This window comes from Nonomuraea sp. IBHARD001 (assembly GCF_056106265.1).
Genome location: NZ_JBWBBW010000002.1, coordinates 4,467,023 through 4,483,129 on the forward strand (window position 1 = coordinate 4,467,023; position 16,107 = coordinate 4,483,129).

General features: G+C 68.8%; 13 protein-coding genes. 2 read left to right on the plus strand and 11 right to left on the minus strand.

Translation table 11 applies throughout. The features are described 5' to 3' along the window. Positions 1-30 precede the first annotated feature (30 nt). The 9 genes from ACTWNK_RS22520 to ACTWNK_RS22560 form a co-directional block, all read right to left on the minus strand. Positions 31-459: an acyl-CoA thioesterase gene (locus ACTWNK_RS22520; RefSeq protein WP_474306445.1), complete on the minus strand. Its 429-nt coding sequence runs from the start codon at positions 457-459 to the stop codon at positions 31-33. Then, positions 456-6,035, minus strand: coding sequence for a type I polyketide synthase (locus ACTWNK_RS22525; protein ID WP_474306446.1), 5,580 nt, complete (start codon positions 6,033-6,035; stop codon positions 456-458). Before ACTWNK_RS22525 ends, ACTWNK_RS22520 begins: the two co-directional genes overlap by 4 nt. Before the next feature lie 5 nt (positions 6,036-6,040). After that, positions 6,041-6,982, minus strand: coding sequence for an enediyne biosynthesis protein UnbU (locus ACTWNK_RS22530; RefSeq protein ID WP_474306447.1), 942 nt, complete (start codon positions 6,980-6,982; stop codon positions 6,041-6,043). After that, a complete protein-coding gene (locus ACTWNK_RS22535; protein ID WP_474306448.1) occupies positions 6,979-8,886 on the minus strand; it encodes an FG-GAP repeat domain-containing protein in 1,908 nt (635 codons plus the stop codon). The genes ACTWNK_RS22530 and ACTWNK_RS22535 overlap by 4 nt, the downstream gene beginning before the upstream one ends. Further along, positions 8,883-9,797 carry a DUF1702 family protein gene (locus ACTWNK_RS22540; RefSeq protein WP_474306449.1) on the minus strand — a complete coding sequence of 305 codons (915 nt, stop codon included), beginning with the start codon at positions 9,795-9,797 and terminating at the stop codon, positions 8,883-8,885. The genes ACTWNK_RS22535 and ACTWNK_RS22540 overlap by 4 nt, the downstream gene beginning before the upstream one ends. Before the next feature lie 256 nt (positions 9,798-10,053). Beyond that, complete coding sequence (locus ACTWNK_RS22545; protein ID WP_474306450.1) at positions 10,054-10,515, minus strand: SRPBCC domain-containing protein; 462 nt, start codon at positions 10,513-10,515, stop codon at positions 10,054-10,056. Between the two features lie 52 nt (positions 10,516-10,567). Beyond that, entirely contained in the window at positions 10,568-10,906 is a 339-nt protein-coding gene (locus ACTWNK_RS22550) for an ArsR/SmtB family transcription factor (protein WP_474306451.1), read from the minus strand. Between the two features lie 118 nt (positions 10,907-11,024). Further along, complete coding sequence (locus tag ACTWNK_RS22555) at positions 11,025-11,750, minus strand: ArsR/SmtB family transcription factor (protein WP_474306452.1); 726 nt, start codon at positions 11,748-11,750, stop codon at positions 11,025-11,027. A 44-nt stretch (positions 11,751-11,794) separates the two neighbouring features. After that, positions 11,795-12,955, minus strand: a complete 1,161-nt coding sequence (locus ACTWNK_RS22560; protein WP_474306453.1) for an NAD(P)/FAD-dependent oxidoreductase — start codon at positions 12,953-12,955, stop codon at positions 11,795-11,797. 136 nt (positions 12,956-13,091) lie between these two features. On the opposite strand from ACTWNK_RS22560, the gene ACTWNK_RS22565 reads away from it, so the two are divergent. Then, positions 13,092-13,757 carry an ArsR/SmtB family transcription factor gene (locus ACTWNK_RS22565; RefSeq protein WP_474306454.1) on the plus strand — a complete coding sequence of 222 codons (666 nt, stop codon included), beginning with the start codon at positions 13,092-13,094 and terminating at the stop codon, positions 13,755-13,757. Further along, positions 13,754-14,053 carry a sulfurtransferase TusA family protein gene (locus ACTWNK_RS22570; protein WP_474306455.1) on the plus strand — a complete coding sequence of 100 codons (300 nt, stop codon included), beginning with the start codon at positions 13,754-13,756 and terminating at the stop codon, positions 14,051-14,053. The genes ACTWNK_RS22565 and ACTWNK_RS22570 overlap by 4 nt, the downstream gene beginning before the upstream one ends. On the opposite strand, the gene ACTWNK_RS22575 is transcribed toward ACTWNK_RS22570, so the two are convergent. Together ACTWNK_RS22575 and ACTWNK_RS22580 are read right to left on the minus strand one after the other, a co-directional pair. Next, the gene (locus ACTWNK_RS22575) at positions 14,046-15,254 is read right to left on the minus strand and encodes a hypothetical protein (protein ID WP_474306456.1); all 1,209 of its coding nucleotides are present in this window, start codon (positions 15,252-15,254) and stop codon (positions 14,046-14,048) included. The genes ACTWNK_RS22570 and ACTWNK_RS22575 overlap by 8 nt on opposite strands. Next, positions 15,251-16,102: a phosphate/phosphite/phosphonate ABC transporter substrate-binding protein gene (locus tag ACTWNK_RS22580; RefSeq protein ID WP_474306457.1), complete on the minus strand. Its 852-nt coding sequence runs from the start codon at positions 16,100-16,102 to the stop codon at positions 15,251-15,253. The genes ACTWNK_RS22575 and ACTWNK_RS22580 overlap by 4 nt, the downstream gene beginning before the upstream one ends. Positions 16,103-16,107 lie beyond the last annotated feature (5 nt).

Below are 16,107 nucleotides of genomic sequence, written 5' to 3' on the forward strand. Positions count from 1 at the left end.
GGGCGCTCCCCCGCTGGTGTTGAGGTCGTACTACGGCCGTACGTAGGCTTCGAGCGCCTGCAGCAACTCGGCCGGAACGTCGATGGAGACCAGGTCGCCTTCGACGCGTTTCATGCACGCCACCGTCTGCGCGCCTCTTGCGACAAGCTGACCCGGCCCCGAGTTGAGCCGGATGTAGTCGAAGCCCATGGCGATACGGTTGACGTCGATGCCGTGCAGCGACATACGGACCGAGACGTGGTCGAAGGCCAGCAGCTCGGCGAAGTACTCGCACGAGCACGAGACGGTGACGAGCGCCAGGTCGTGCGTCAGCCGTTCCACGACTCCGGGGGCGTGCTCGGCCAGGAACCGTTCCCTGCAGGCGCCCTGCCACATCAGGTAGTTGGCGAAGTAGACGTTCCCCACCAGATTGGTGTCGGCGAACGTGACGGTGTGGTCGTAGACAAAGTGCTGTCTCATGCGGCTCCCTTCACCATGACCGAGACGGCGATCGGCAGGACGGCCCCCTCGACCCGCAGGACAACAGAGGCGATCTGGTCGGTTCCACAGCGCATGAGGACCCACCCCTGTTCGAAGACGCCCTGGACGGTCACCGGCGCCTGCGCCACGGCCTGCCCCCGTTTGGAGAGGCATTCGCGTACGGTCCACAGACGCATGAGCGTGTGCGTCTCGGGTTCACCGGTCATCTCGGAGAGCTGCCGGAGCTGGCCTGCCAGCAGCCTGGCGGTGTACGGCTCGCCGGTGGCCGCCTCGCCGATCCACTCCCAGTCGCAGGCGAGCGCGGCCGCCCCGCCGATCCGCAACACCCAGTCGTCAAGGTGACTGCGTCCCGCTCCTTGCCCCCGTGCTGCGCTCCTGCCACCCTGTTTCGGTGTGACGTGAACCTGCACCGGGCGGTCCGGCAGTAGCGCCTCGATGCTGCGCTGCAGGTAGGGCCCCAGGAGGACGGCGGGCCACAGGGCCGGCTCCAGCGGCCCTACGTCTCGCAGGCGCAGGCCACGCCAGCTGACCACTGGATAGCCGCCGCCGTCGCGCACCGTCACGTCGTAGACATGTTCAAGTCCGTGGCGAGCCCGTTCGACGGCGGTCAGCACGAGCCGCTCCGCAGGGAACGCCGCCGTGTCGACGCTGAAGGCCGTGCATCCGATCGGCAGCAGCCGCCGGTTGGGCACGCATGCCTGAAGAACGTGGATGGTGGCGTCGTTGAGCGTCGGGTCGCCGAGGACCATGGGCATGGCCTCGTCCCAGCGCTGCCGGGCGTCCAGCAGCGCCGTGCACGACGTCGCCTCCAGATGCTCGTAGCCGAGCAGGCGCTGGAAGAGCGGGCCGTGGAAGAAGGCGGGGCCGTACAGGTCGCCTGCCTGATGCTCGGGTACGGCCTGCGACGGCCCGTCGAGGTGGGCGGCGACGTGCACTGGTTGCCGGGCGGGGACGCGGGCGGAGAAATGGTCGATCGCGTAGCCGCTCTCGTCGCTGCGCATGACGACGCGCACGCTGCCGTCCTCGTCGGCGAGCGCGCAGATCCTGATCGTGCGTTTCCCATCGTCGGGGATGATCACCGGGCGGTCGAACCGGCAGTCGGTCAGGCCGCCTGCGAGCCTGCCGAGCAGTGCCGTCGCCGCTTCGGCCATCGCCTCCATCGCGCAGACCGCCGGCAGGACGACGAGGCCGTCGATCCTGTGGTCCAGAAGGTAGGGATCGGCCTGAAGGTCGAGGTCGGCCTCGGCTATGAGCTCGATGCCCGGGGTGTGAGCGCGTGTGCGTCTGAGATAGGTGGTGGTGGGAGGCTCGGGTGAGGCGGCGTTCAGCTGGGGCAGGCGTCCGGTGGCCAGCACGGTGCCGCTGGGCGTGATGGAGGACAGCAGGCGGTTCAGCAGGCCGACTCCTTGTTCGACCGGCAGCGGCACGACGCCGGATCGCAGCAGACCGTCCAAGACGTCGAGACGCTCCCCCATTCCGGCTCCCGACCAGGCGCTCCAGTCGATGTTGTGCACCCGGCAGTGCGGCAGCTCCCTGGCCAGGACGCGGGTCAGCTCGCGCATGCGACCGTTGGCGAGGGCGTAGTGCGCCTCCCCCGGCAGCCCGAACCTGCCGATCACCGATCCGTAGGTGACGAGCAGGCGCAGGTGTGTGGTGTCGAGCACGGTGAGGATCTCCCGCAACCCCCGGTGCTTCGGGGCCGCGTGGTCGGCGAAATCGCCTGGCCTCAGATCGCTGAAGCGACGCGGCTCGTTGATCCCGCCGCTGTGGATGAGCGCGGTGACAGGTCCTTCCTGAGCGACGACGGCGGCCAGCGCTTGGCGCAACGATGGCGGCCGGGTCAGGTCGGCCTGGACATAGCGGTAGCGCAGTCCGCCGGTGGTGAGTTCATCGAGGTTGCGGCGTAGCTCGTCGTCCTGGTCGGGATGGCTTCTGCCGAGCAGAACGAGCCGGGCGCCGCTGCCGCGTCCCAGGGCCAGGGCCGTCCGGAACCCGATGCCCTTGCCGCCGCCCGTGATCAGGACCAGGTCGAGGGCGTTCAGCGCGTCGTGCTCGGCCGGGCGGTGAGGCAGAGGCTCGTACGTGAGCGTGTGGGGTGTGCCCGCTTCGTCGACGACCAGCTCGGGATGCCGCTCAGAGGGCAGGCTGAGGATGTGGCGCACGGCGTCGGCGCCTGCGGCCGATCGCACGCCGATCCATCGCAGAGCGAGGCCGGGGTACTCCTGGCGCAGCGTCGCCACGAAGCCGCAGGCGGTGTCGCCGTGGTCGACGACGGACAGCGGCCGCCTTTGCTCGATCGAGGACCTGGCGACGTCGATGAGCGTGTCGACATCCTCGTCCGAGGGGTTCTCCGGCAGGAAGAGGACCTCGGCGTCAGGGGCCCGCTCGTCGAGCGCCAGGCCGGTGAGGACCAGTGGGCGCAACGGACCTCCGCCGCACACCCGCCAGGTGAGGCTCCGATCCGCCTCTCCCGGGTCGGCCTCCGTCAGCCGGAGCCGCAGAAGGCGGTGCCAGGGCGCGACACCCGCGATGTTGGGCCCTTCCTCCTCGTCCTGGTCGGTGGCCGGAGGCAGCGCGGCGATCTGTCTGGCCAGCTCGGCCACCGAGACGTCGGCCAGGACGAGCGGTTCGAGGGGGACGGCCCTGCCGCAGGCGGCGGCGGCGCGGGAGGCCAGTTGCACGACGCGCAGCGAGTTCAGATGCAGGTCACCGAGCAGGCGATCGTCGTCGCCTATCGCCTCGGCCGGGAGTTCGAGTGCGAGCGACACCAGGTCTCTGACGACCGCGTGCGGCTCGCCGTCGATCGCCGCCGGACGGTTGTCAGGCTCAGCACTGTCAGGAGGGGCTGTGGGCAACGCTGTCGCGGCTGGGGCACTCTCGCAGGGGTTGGTGAGGAAGCGCGGCTCGCGCCAGAGGTCGAACGTGCGGTGGAAGCGGGCTTCGTACAGGGGGCGAAGATCGCTGGCGGACCCCAGGGCGTGCAGGGCCCCGGCCACACCGGCGAGAGCGGCGCCGGAGCGCGAGCCCACGTCCAGCGCCAGGGACGGCAGGCCCGACAGCTCGCCCGACAGCCCTGCCAGAGTGTGCCCCGGGCCGACCTCGACCAGCAGGTCACACGTGTCGGCGAGGCTGAGCACCGCCTGCCGGAACAGCACCGGCGCGGTCAGCTGTTCGGTGAGCAGAGTGGCGAGGTGGGCGTCGGGAGACAGTGGCCGTCCTGTGATCGTGGAGTGGACGAAGCGTGCTACCGGACCGAAGGCGACGTGCTCCAGATGGCCGGCCAGTGACGGCCCGGCTGCTCGCATGGCGGGTGAGTGGAAGCCGTGGCCGACCTTGAGCCTTCTGCTCCCGACGCCGAGCTCGGCGCAGCGCCGCACGAGCGCGTCGAGGTCGGCGTCCGCTCCTGCCACGACCTGGGCGTGACCGTGGTCGGCGGCGATCACCAGAGCGGTGCCGTCGATGAGACGCAGAGTCGTCTCCTGATCCGCGGCAAGGGCGAGCATGCCGCAGGCGGGAGCGCCGTGCTCGGCCATGATCCGCCCACGGGCCGCCGCCAGCTCAGTGGCCTGCTCGGCGTCGAGGGCTCCGGCCCAGTGCAGAGCGGTGATCTCACCCAGGCTGTGGCCGACCGCGCCTTCGGCCTGTACACGGAGCCGCCGCAGCCAGCGCAGCCCGGCGATCGAGGCGTTGACGATCGACGGTTGCGCGATGGCCGTGTCGGCGAGGTCGCCATTATCGGCCCTGCCGAAGAGGTCGTCGAGCCCCGCAAGGACCGCGCCGAGTGCGCCCGGTCCTTGCGGGAGAGGCGCTCCCTGGCCGGTGAAGACCAGGCCCAGCCTGCCCGCCGCACCGGTCCCGACCGCTATGCCAGGGAGCGTGACAAAGGTGACCTCTTCGTCGGCCGCCACCATGCGGGCGGCCTGCCGTACTCTGCGCAGCAGTTGCGTGGGGGAGGCGGCGACGACGGCGGCTCTGAAGGGGCGGAGCCGTCCTGCCGCCGCCCGTGCCAGCGCGGCGGCCAGATCGATCTGTTCGGCCAGCGACATCACGGCGGCGACCTCGGCGGCCCTGTCGAGCTGGGCGAGCAGGTCGTCGCGTGTTTCGGCCGCGAAGACGAACACCTCGGCGTCCAGCGGGCGGCTTGGCGTGCTCGCCGTCGCGCGGCGGGGAGCGCCGTCGGCCGCTTCGAGGACGATGTGGGTGTTGATGCCGCCGAACCCCATCGCGCTCACCCCGGCGCGCAGCGGAATGTCGTCGGGCCAGACCTCGGCCTCGTCGACGATCCGCAGGGGGACACCGCTGCCCAGCAGTGTGGCGTGCGGCTGCGCGCATCCGGTCGTAGGCGGTATGACCTGCTGGTGCAGCGCCATCGCGGCCTTGAGCAGGCCCGCGATTCCAGCGGCGGCCTTGGTGTGCCCGATGTTGGCCTTGATCGATCCCAGCGCCGCAGCCCGTCCCGTCCTCAGGCCGTGTTGCGCTTCGACCAGGGTCGCGATCTCCACGGCGTCTCCGACGGCGGTGCCGGTGCCATGCCCTTCGAACAGGCCCACGCTCTGCGGGCCGAACCCGGTCTGCTCGTAGGCGCGGCCCACCGCGAGCAGCTGACCGTTCTTCTCCGGCCTGGTGATGCCGCCGCGCCCGTCGGAGGAGATCCCCCAGCCGCTGATCACGGCCAGCGGAGTGTGGCCTGCGGCGTATGCCTCCTCTGCGCGCATCAGTACGACCATGCCGCACCCTTCGCCGGGGATGAATCCGGTCGGCGCCGCGTCGTAGATCCGCATCTCGGTCGTGGCAAGCGCGCCCGTCCTGGCGAATCCCACCAGCTCGAACGGGTCCAGGCTCAGGTCGACTCCACCGGCGATCGCCACGTCCAGCTCACCGGCCCGCAGCGCATTGGCCGCCGTGATGACCGCCAGCAGCGAAGAGGAGCAGGCGCCGTCCACGGTGTAGCCGCCGCCGTGGAAGTCGAAGTGGTTGCAGATGCGCCCGGCGATGGTGTTGGACAGCCCGCCTGCGAGCGACTCGTCGGTCGGCTCCGGAAAGGGGCTCTTGTAGGCCTGCTCGAAGGCGGCGACGAAGCCCGCCTGCCGTTCCCTGTCCCACCCCTCCTGCGCCAGCGCCTGCTGCAGCACCCTGCGCACGTACGGCCAGCGCAGTCTCAACCCTCCGGCGCGACTGAACTCACCGTTCATCGTATTCCCGACGACCACCCCCACCCGGTCACGATCGAGACCTTGCCCTTGTGGATACCCGGCCGCGGCCAGTGCGCCTGACGCGACGTCGAGGGCGAGCCAGTGTGTGGTGTCGGTGACGCGGTGCGCCGAGCCGGGAATGCGGAATTCGGTCCGGTCGAAGCTCCACCCTTCCAGCACGGCGGCGAACCGTGCGTAGGTGCCGTCCACCTCTCCCTCGGCGTAGTCGGCGAGGTTCAGCCGGGCTCGCGGGAGGGGGCGGAAGGCTTTTCGTCCCGCCATCACCAGCTCCCAGAGCTGGTCGAGGCCGTCGGCATCCGGGTAGCGGCACGAGGCTCCGACGATAGCGATGGGGTGGTTCATGGGGCTCATGTCCTGTTCACGGCCTGTCCGCTGATCAGCTCTGGCACGGCCTCAGCCTCGACGGGTTCGGCCCGTACCGGTTGCTCGCCCTGGCGCATGGACACGACGGCGAGCGCGAGACCGCGGATGGCGCAGACGATCACCAGGGCGAAGAACAGGCCGAAGGAGATGTGCAGATGCACCAGCAGGCCGTACACCGTTGCGGCGGCGACCCCGAACATGACCTGCCTGCTCGGCTTGACCGGTGTGGTGCCGGGGTCGGTGATCATGTAGTTGGTGAACAGGATGAAAGCGGTACCGGTCATCACGGTCAATGCGGTGACGGTGGCTGTCCCGTCGATAGCCGTCCTGATCACGGCCTGCGCCGCGAACGCGCCCACCCAGCCGAGAATCAGCGGTGTCTTCTTGGTGAGCATGGCGTTGAGCATCGTTCCCGAGGCCAGGATCAGAACCGGGATGATCCAGTCCAGCGGCCCGTTCACCCACTCGGTGAAGTGGTACGGCGGCGCGATCCCGACCCATGGGAAGAGCAGCAGCACGACGACGATGCCGAAGTTAGAGGGGTTGAGCACGTGCCGGTAGGCGCCGCGCAGCCGTACCCGGATCAGGTGTTTGCTGCACAGGGCGACCACGACGGCGAACACCACAGGCATCAGCCGGTCGTTGGCGTAGAGCAGCATGGCGCAGGCCAGCGCGGTGATGTGGGCCGGTAGCAGGAAGTCGACAAGGTTACGCGCCCCTCCCGCGTACTTCACCGGCCTGCCGTTGGTGGCAGCGTCGATCTTTTCCAGGCCGAGCTCCACCACATAGGCGACGAGCAGCGCCACGATCGGCGTGGCGTAAGCCTGCTCGAACCCGAGCACTGTGTGTCCCAGGATGTTGAAGGCGGTGATCGAGGTGGCGAACCGTCGCAGGGCGCTGGTGCGGGGGTCTGGCTTGCCGGTCATCGGGTGATCTCCTGTGCTGATCCGTCGGTGGCGAGCAGGAGGGTGTGCCAGCCGGGTGTCAGCTTCACCGCAGCGTGGTGGCGGGTGCCGCAGACGTCACGCCAGGTCAGGCTCACGTCGGCGGTCATGGTCTGGGCGGACAGCGCGATCATCGCCTCGGGCGCCGAGACGCCGGCGTGCCCGTTGGCCGGGTAGAACTGCGCGGTACGCACCCCTGCGGCACCGGAGCGCACCTGGGCGGTGGCGCCGATGGCCGTCGTTGTGGCGGTGCTGCTCTGGGGACCTTGGCAGGAGCCGACCGGGCGTTGGAGGTTCAGACCGACGAAGGGACGGCTCGTGCTCCTGGCATTGCGGAAGAACTGCGACTGACGCCATTGGTTGGCCACGGCGTAGTCCAGGCGGCCGTCCCTGTCGACATCGGCCAGAGCCAGCCCCCGGCTCGGTCCTCTGTTCTCCACACCGATTCGCGACGCGATGTCGATGTAGCGCCCATCGCCGCCCTTGGCGAAGAAGCGGTCGGGGTTGTCGCCGGACAGGTCGTCGGTCTGGGTGAAGCGAGGCCAGGTGGCAGGGTCGATGAGCAGCTCGTCGTTGGTCATCGCCAGCTCCTGCAGCTCGGGCCAGCGGTTGGCGGTGCCCTTGATGAAGCCCGTGGCCTGGATGATCTGGGTCTGGCCGTCACCTGCGAAGTCGCCGGTCTTGAGGTCCCACCCCCAGCCCGAGCGCGACAGGCCGAGGGGTTCACTGTGGTCGTCGTAGCGAACGGTGTCGCCGTCGAAGATGTTGCCGCTCTGGCTGACCCAGGCGAAGTTACTCTCGTGCAATGCGAAGTTCTCGGTGATGTTGCTGACCACGATGTCGGGGACGTCGTCCTGGTTGAGGTCGGGAAAGGCCACGCCCATGCCTTTGAAGGAGTCCAGGCCGAGCGTCTTGGACTTGGGCGTGGTGAAGTGGCGAACCCCCTGCACCAGCTCGAATCTGGGTCGGCCCGGGTTCGAGGTGTTGCGCAGCAGCCGGTCGGGGCCGAAGTCGTTGGCCACGTAGAGATCGGGCAGCCCGTCGCCGTCGAGGTCCTGTGCCCCCAGGGCCAGTGTCCAGCCGTTCTCCATCTCCGCGGTGAAAGCGCCCTTGGCCTCCTGGAAGCGGGCCCCCGTCGTGGCCTCCTGCCAGAGCATGAGGCGGTTGCGTCCGGCGTTGTACCCGCCCGACATCGAGTCCTGCATCTGCAGTTCGCGCTGCACCGCCTTGGGATCGAGCACCCTGGCCCCGTCGGGGAAGTAGTTGCCGATCACCAGGTCGGTGTGGCCGTCGCCGTCGAAGTCGCCCAGCGTCACCGCGTTGGTGTTCCACACCTGGTACGGCTGGACGAGCTCGTGCACGGAGAACGAGGTGACCGTGAGCGGATCGGCCTGGCGCAGGTAGAGGACGGGTGAGCGCCCCCAGAAGTAGACGAGCACGTCACTCTTGCCGTCTTCGTTGTAGTCGCCCGGCACGCAGCCCATCGGCGCCATGGTGGCGTCGTAGAGCAGGCCGGTGGGCTTGAGTTCGAACGCGGCGTAGCGTGCGGTGCTGGTCGGGGCGGGCTGCACCCGGACCGATTCGTCACGGGGGTCGACCAGGCAGATGTCGTCCGGTCTGCCGTTGGCGTCGAGGTCGGCGAGCGCGACGGCGGCGCCGAGGGAGGAGATCCAGTGTGCGATCTTCCGGTAGGCCGGTGCCACGGTCCTGATCGTGCGGGTGGTGGTGGCCGTGTTCAGTGGATGCGCCTCGAAGGCGAAGCGGGAGGCCAGCGAGGCTGCGCTGTGTGAGGAGGCCTGCGGAGGGCGTGCCAGTTGCCAGCCTGCGACCACCAGGACGAGTGCCACGATCTGCGCCAGATGCGATCTGAGGCGTCCTGCCATCATGCTGCTCCTCCCGTGTGCACGGTCCAGGCGTGACGCACGCCCGTGCGCCAGCGCTCATACGTTCGCGGGCTGTCGCTCAGCCCACTGACGGCCTGCAGGGCGTCGTCGGTCCACTCGGCCGCGGTCTGGGGGTCGACTCCGGTGAGGAGCTTCACCGAGGTGGCCACGTCGGTGGTGACGACACCGGACACCTGGTGGGCCTTGGCCGCGAAGGCCGCGCCCTGTGCCAGGTGGTCGTGGTACCCGGCGCCCGCCCGCAGCAGCCGTTCCAGTGCCTCGGGGGTCTGAGCGCCGGTGTAGGCGGCGGCCAGACCGACACCGGCCCACAGATCGGCCCGCCGGTGTGCGGCGAAGCCTTCGATCACCTGCGCGATCCGCGCGGGGTCCGCGCCGGAGTAGAACCACAGTGCGCGCCCGATGCCCTGATCGCGCATCGGCAGCACGTTCGTGCGCGCGGCGCGCTCCACCTGTCCGGTGTAGACGGCGTCGGAGCGGAAGAAGGCGTGGTGGAAGCCCCAGCCGTCCCAGGCCAGCCAGCCCAGCACGGGCCGATGCGCGGCGATCGCCCGCCAGGGGCGCACGTGCAGCCTGGCGAAGGCCCATCCGGCGCCGACATGGATCAGATGAACGTATCGCCCACCGGTCAGATGGTGCAGGGCGCATAGTCGGCTGCCGCCGGACAGGGTGAGCAGGTCGAGAAGCGTCGCGCTCATCGCCGCACCTTCCACGGCGAACCCGCGCAACCCCGGGGCGACGTCGTCGACGCTCAGCTCACCCACAGGTCCGGCGAGCATGGCGTTGTATCCGACAGCGAAGGCGCGGACCACGGCGTCGAGCTTTGGCGCCACCTCCGGGACCGCTGGTGAGAATCCCCGCCGGACGAGGTCGAGCGCACCGGGATCGAGCGTCATCGGTCCCAGCAGCAGAGATCTTATTCGAGACTTCGGGTCAGGCACCGTCCATACCTCATTGCACGAGAGGGAGGTCTGGAAGGCACGAAATATCAGCCCAGAAGGCCTGTCAACACGAAGTCAGAGCGAAAACTCACGACCAGGGAGAACAAATTGTATAAGAATCTTTTGAATAATACGGAGTACCGGATCGGCTACCGGAAGCGAACATGAGAACTCCCCCTCGACAGCCGTCGAAGGGGAGTTCGATCATGCATTAGTCAGAGAAGGCGTCCTGGAAGCGGCTCAGGATGAACGGCCAGCCGGTCTGGTGCGCCAGATAGGAGTCCATCAGCAGCGGCGTGAGGTTCTCCCAGCCCTTGTGTGTCATCTCCACCCGGGTCAGGGCCGGGCCGAGCTCCTTGAACTGGAGTTCGACCTCGGTGAAGACAGGCCCTTCGATGATCTCCCACGTGAACGACACACCGCGCGGCGGATCCCAATACAGAATGTGACCCCAGTCGCGCTCCTCGCCATTGTCGAGCACTTCGTAAATGCGACCGCCTACCCATTCCTCCAGGCAGACGTCACGCACTTTTCCGGGCTCGATGGCAATAGAATCGATGGGCCACCAGGTGGCGAGCTTCTTGGTGAACGTGCCGAAGGTGCGACTTTGGTCCGCCTCCACATTGACAGCATGACGGATCGGCTCGACTCCGGTCCCGGTCGGGCTATTCATGGGTGTGACCTCTATTGGCGTCGGAACAACGCGCACAAGTCTGCCAGATCCCTCAGCCGACCGCCGTCTCATCGCGCGCTCCCGTGTCCGTGCCCTCGACCGATTCCGCGGCTCTCATCATGCTCTCGCGCCACAGGGACTCCACCACGTCGCGGAGCTGTCCGAGAGCGTGCTCGCTGGCCCGGTAGATCCGCCTGGTGCCGTCACGGCGCTCTACGATGAGTCCCGCGTCCTTCAGCACCTGAAGATGCTGCGAAACAGCCGACCTCGTGACGTCGAAGTGCTCGGCGATCCGGCCCGCAGGCAGTTCTTCGGTCGCGACGAGACTCAGAATGGCGCGCCGCCGTGGCTCGGCGATCGCGCGCAGCACTTCGTCCAAGTCTCCGCTCATGGTGGCGATCCTAGCCAGCGGGCCGTCTCCCCCGCGCTGAAGTGGGAGGTCGCAGCCGTTTGCAGTCATCCGAGAATATTCTTCTCCTTCCGTTAGCGTCAACTGTCGCAAGCGTCGGTCAGGCGCCCGCCGCCACCGGATGCACGTGCTGGCGTGCCCTGATCGGGCGGGTGCGGTGGATGGCGGGCCGACCGGCCTCCAGGGGTAGTCTCTGCAGCCGCCATTCGAGCATGCCCTCCTCCAGCGGCCTGGCACACCGCCCGTGCGCCTTGAGCAGCCAGACCGCCTCACCGGCCAGCAGGCAGTGCGCGCTGCGGCAGTAGGTGACGACCTCCACACCCACCGGGATCTCGTCCATGCGCAGCCGCAGTTCCTCAAGGGGCATGGACACGGCTCCGGGGATGTGCGCGGCGGTGAACTCCAGGACAGGCCGTACGTCCAGCAGCATGGTGCGCCCGTCACCCCGTTTGCGCAGCAGTTCCTCCTGCGTGACCAGGTGTGTGGCGGGAACGGCCCGCAAAGCGGCCGCCCGATGCTCGGGTTCCATTGCCCGCTGTCTCGACACCTTGCGCAGATTGGCGTAGAGGTAGGCGACATCGTCGCCGGCCAGCCGGTAGAAGATGCGCGTGCCCTCCCGGCGACTGCACACGAGCCCGGCGTCGCGCAACACCTTGAGCTGCGCCGATGTGTTGCCGATCGGCACCTTGGCCGCAACGGCTAGGTCGTCCACACACCGCTCGGCCTGGGAAAGCAGATCCAGCAGATGAAGACGTACAGGATTCGCCATGGCCTTGGCCACACGGGCGAACTCGGCGAGTATCGTGGTCGTGTTGTCGGTGGGCATTTCTACCACGCCTTTCGCATCGAGCTTGAGCATGTGATGCCGCGCTAGGCATTCCAGCGCTTGAGCCAGTCGCTCTCCTGAGCCGCCTTCTCCTGGTGGAACTGCGGTGAAGGCTCATGGAGGGTCACCACAGGGCCAGGAGCGGCGAGGAAGTCACCCTCCCCCTTGGCGGCCAGATGGTCGCCGAGTTCGATGTAGCACGAGCCGTGGCCGTCGAACCACGGCTCAGGTGCGTCGTAGCCGAGGTGGCGGAGCACCCCGTTGACGACGACGTCGGCGGCGCCCTCGGCGAAGACGGCCGCCTTCGGCAGTGGTTTCCCGTTGGGGAGCGTCAGCGCGCTCACGTCGCCCAGGGCCCACACCCCCGGTGTGCTGGTGGCGAAGGTGCGGGTCTCGACCGGGATCCAGCCCGAGGGGCCGAGTGTGGTGCCGGTGATCGCGGCAGGCGGCCGGTGCGGTGGGACCACGGCGAGCAGGTCGAAGCCCTCCCGCCCGCCGTCGGCGAAGACGAGCTCACCGGCCTCGACGCGCTCGATGACACGTTTGCCGTTGAAGCCCACGCCGTACGCGCTCAGCATGTCGACCAGCGCCTGTCCCACGACCGGGCCCGCCACCGGCATGGGCAGCGGGTCGGGCGTATAGGTCTGGATGTCGATCCGGTCGCGCGCGCCGCTCTCCTTGAGCAGGTCGGCCAGGAGCAATGCCCCTTCGAAGGGGGCCGCCGGGCACTTGAACGGCACACCCGCGACGAGGACGGCCAGGCGTCCGCCGCGCAGAGCCTTGGCCTGCTCATGAAGCCTGCTCGCGCCTTCAGGGGTGTAGAACTCTCCGGCCTGCCCGGACTCGAGCGCCTCGGCGAGGCCGGAGACCGTCGTGGGGGCGAGGTCGGCGCCGAGGGCGATGACCAGCGCGTCGGCGGTGAACTCCCCCGTGCTTGTGAGCACCTTGCGGCGTTCGGGCTCGATCAGCCTGACCGTCGCGGAGATCATCTCGATGCCGCGCAAAGCGTCGGCGGTGGGACGTACCCGAACCTCGGACGGCGAGCGCCAGCCTCTCATCAGCCACAGCAGGGACAGGCCGAGCACGCCGTCGAATGATTGGTCGACGAGGACGACACGGTCGGTTTCGGGAAGTCGATCGCGCAGCTGGGAGGCGACATTCAGGCCCCCCACTCCGGCGCCTAGGACGACAACGGTCTTGGTCATGGTGCAGAGCTCCCGTCGACTGATGGCGAAGGTCTCTTGGGCACATGAGCACGTGGTGACAGCAGGGGGACAGAGCGCAGCAAGAACGCTATAATCCTCCATGGATCCATTAATCCATTGCTCCTTGGAGGATTATATGGTGGGAGACGCCAGCAGGAAAGCCTCCCTTTTCGACCAAATTGCCCGTGTCGGTAAGGCTCTTGGTCATGGGAAGCGCCTGGAGCTTCTTGACCTGCTAGCCCAGGGAGAAAGGAGTGTCGAGGTTCTCGCCCAGACCGCCGGGCTCGGTGTCACGAGCACGTCGGCGCACCTGCAGACGCTCAAGCACGGAGGGCTCGTCTCCACCCGGCGAGACGGCACCAGGGTCCTCTACCGGCTGGCCGGCACCGACGTGGTGGAGCTCTACGCCAGACTGCGCAACGTCGCCGCCACCTATCTGGCCGACGTGCAGGTGGCGGTGGCCGCCTACCTCGGCGAGCACACCGAGGAGGTCACCCGCGCCGAACTGCTGGAGCGCGCCGCCTCCGGCAATGTGACCATCCTGGACGTGCGCCCTCAGGAGGAGTACGACGCCGGCCACATCCCCGGCTCGGTCTGCATCCCGATCAACGAACTGCCCGACCGGCTGAACGAGCTGCCTGCGGGCAACGAGATCGTGGCCTACTGCCGGGGCGCCTATTGTGTGTTCGCCCCGGAGGCGGTCCGTCTCCTCACCGCCAACGGCATGCCTGCCCGCCGGTTGTCCGAGGGCATGCTCGAATGGCAGGTCGACGGCCGGCCGGTGGAGACCAGCGGCCCATGAGCGAAGGCCCCCCCACCAGCATCCTGGACGGGGGCCTGCGTTCGTGCGTCGTGCTCCTGATGTCCCTGGCTGACCATGTCGCCGCCCTCGCGCCCGGCGACGTGGTCCACCTGATCGCCTACGATCCGGCAGCTCCCCTCGACCTGCCGGCCTGGTGCCACCTGACCGGCCACAGCTATCTCGGCCCGATCACCGACACCCCGCCCACCTACGCGCTGCGCATCGAACCGCACGCCCACGCGACCGAATCCCGTTCGCCCTGGCGGCGCAGTCAAGACCGTAACCCCGTCACATGAAGTTACGAGTGTGCAGCGCCGACAGTTCGGCAGCCTCGTCGCCGGGGAAACCGAGCCGGATGAGACGGTGCTGACGCCCCTGGTCCATCTCGTACTGCAGCTCCTGGACGGCGGCATACCCGCGCCGGATGCCGGCGGGGCTCCACTCCCCGGCCGCCAGCAGTACCAGGGCGTCGAACACGTCCTGGTTCAGCCCCGCGCTGGAGATGAGCGTTTGATGACGCTGCTCGACGGCGCCGCGAAGCCGTCCCAGCAGGGTCGGGTCCACCCTGCCCTGGTGCTGCAGGTGGGCTACCCCGAACGCCACGTGTCTGGCCTCGTCCTGCCGGGCCAACTGGGCGACCTGCCGGGTGACGGGATCGGGCGCGTTCCTGTCGATGAAGGTCAGCAGGTTGAGGAAGCTGCCCTCGCCGAGCACCGACAGCAGGAAGGAGGCAAGCGAGAAGTCCGGCTCGGTCAGCAACGTCGCCAGCGACTCGCGCCCACTGACCGACGACGTGCCCATCTCCCCACCGCCCAGCAACGCCCTGCGGGTGAAGACCTCCACATGTCTGGCCTCGTCCGCCGCCTGCACGGCGAGCAGTTGCAGGACCTCGCGAAAGTGCGGATGAATGCGGGCCAGCAACCGTGCGGGTACCACCAGGGCCGCCTGCTCGTTCTCCACCAGAAAGGTCATGATCTGTACGACCGCGCGCTCGATCTCGGGCGCGAGTGCCGCACCCGCAGCCCACCGTACGGCGGTCGCGGGATCCCACTGGGCGGCTGCCGCGTGCGCGTACAGGCTGGGCGCGAGCTCCGCCCACACCACGTCCCTGTCCAGCAGGTCGGCGTTGAGCCGGGGACCGCCGGGCTCGACCAGCGCACCTCTGGCCGCCAGCCCCCAACTCGGGTCAGGGCTGGCGACGATGCCGCCGGGGCCGGGCCCTCCCGCCCGTTCGGCCCTGGCCCACCGGTCCAGATCGCTGCGCCCGCGCCGTACGGTCGCTCTGACTCCGTCGTCGTTGTCGTCCAGGCGCCGCGCCTGGTGGCCCTTGGCGCGGCACCACGCCTCCAGGTGCACGACGAGCGCCGGATCGAGCCCGGCCACGTTCAGCTCGGCACCGGGGGGCAGATCCTCCAGCGCCCGCTGCACCAGCAGGTGTGCCCCCTGCTCGAACCCGAGGTCGCCGAGGTCGAGCAGGGGGCCGGTGGCGCTGCTCACGGCCGGTACTCCGATGCGGTGACGGCGCCTTCCCCGCTGTAGAAGCCCGTTTCGTCGACCGCGCGCTCCAGCGCCTGATAGCCGCTGACGCGGCCCGGCTGCCAGCTCGTCAGCCCTTCCATGTCGAACAGCGGTCGCACCTGCGGGTCGGCGTAGGACATCGACAGCAGCAGGTCACCGAACGCCCGCGTGACCTCCGGCCGCACGCTGTCGCCCACGCTCATGTTGCAGTGGTCGAACGGCTCCGTCTGTGCCAGGACTCTCGTACTGCCCGCAGCCAGTGTGCCCTCCCTGCCGAACAGCAGATGGTTGCTGTCGATCATGCAAGCGGCGGCCACGGTGCCCGCGGCCAGCGCCCTGGCGGCGTCGCGCTCACCGCCGATGTGATCGCCGTGCAGGCCGACACCCACGTCGAAGCGCCGGATGTCCACCTCGACGCCCGCACGCAGGCCGCGTGCGGCCAGGTAGGAGCGCGGCAGCAGGGTCGCCTGCGGTGAGTCCACCGCGCCCACGGCCACCGTTTCCCCTTGGAGGTCGGCCAGATCCTTGAACGGCGAGTCGGCGCGGACCACCACGAGCGAGGTGAGATCGCGATCGGTGTCACGCATGACCACAGGCGTCAGTACCCGGCCGTTCGTCTCGGCCAGACGGCGGCTGCGGATCCAGGAGAGCGGCGAGTTCCACGCGGCGTCGATCCGGCCTGTGGCCAGATCCTCAGCCTGGCGTTCGTAGTGGGAGTACAGCACGAAGTCGAAGGGGAAACCGTGCTCGTTCAACCAGGCGCGGAAACCGCCCCAGATGGTGACGACCTTCGGGTCGTAGGCGACGGCGCCCATCAGCAGAGTCATGCGAT

Bases quoted from the DNA above. Each gene is read 5' to 3' on its own strand.
- ACTWNK_RS22520 (WP_474306445.1), bottom strand. From the start codon at position 459: ATGAGACAGCACTTTGTCTACGACCACACCGTCACGTTCGCCGACACC.
- ACTWNK_RS22525 (WP_474306446.1), bottom strand. From the start codon at position 6,035: ATGAACCACCCCATCGCTATCGTCGGAGCCTCGTGCCGCTACCCGGAT.
- ACTWNK_RS22530 (WP_474306447.1), bottom strand. From the start codon at position 6,982: ATGACCGGCAAGCCAGACCCCCGCACCAGCGCCCTGCGACGGTTCGCC.
- ACTWNK_RS22535 (WP_474306448.1), bottom strand. From the start codon at position 8,886: ATGATGGCAGGACGCCTCAGATCGCATCTGGCGCAGATCGTGGCACTC.
- ACTWNK_RS22540 (WP_474306449.1), bottom strand. From the start codon at position 9,797: ATGACGCTCGATCCCGGTGCGCTCGACCTCGTCCGGCGGGGATTCTCA.
- ACTWNK_RS22545 (WP_474306450.1), bottom strand. From the start codon at position 10,515: ATGAATAGCCCGACCGGGACCGGAGTCGAGCCGATCCGTCATGCTGTC.
- ACTWNK_RS22550 (WP_474306451.1), bottom strand. From the start codon at position 10,906: ATGAGCGGAGACTTGGACGAAGTGCTGCGCGCGATCGCCGAGCCACGG.
- ACTWNK_RS22555 (WP_474306452.1), bottom strand. From the start codon at position 11,750: ATGCCCACCGACAACACGACCACGATACTCGCCGAGTTCGCCCGTGTG.
- ACTWNK_RS22560 (WP_474306453.1), bottom strand. From the start codon at position 12,955: ATGACCAAGACCGTTGTCGTCCTAGGCGCCGGAGTGGGGGGCCTGAAT.
- ACTWNK_RS22565 (WP_474306454.1), top strand. From the start codon at position 13,092: ATGGTGGGAGACGCCAGCAGGAAAGCCTCCCTTTTCGACCAAATTGCC.
- ACTWNK_RS22570 (WP_474306455.1), top strand. From the start codon at position 13,754: ATGAGCGAAGGCCCCCCCACCAGCATCCTGGACGGGGGCCTGCGTTCG.
- ACTWNK_RS22580 (WP_474306457.1), bottom strand. From the start codon at position 16,102: ATGACTCTGCTGATGGGCGCCGTCGCCTACGACCCGAAGGTCGTCACC.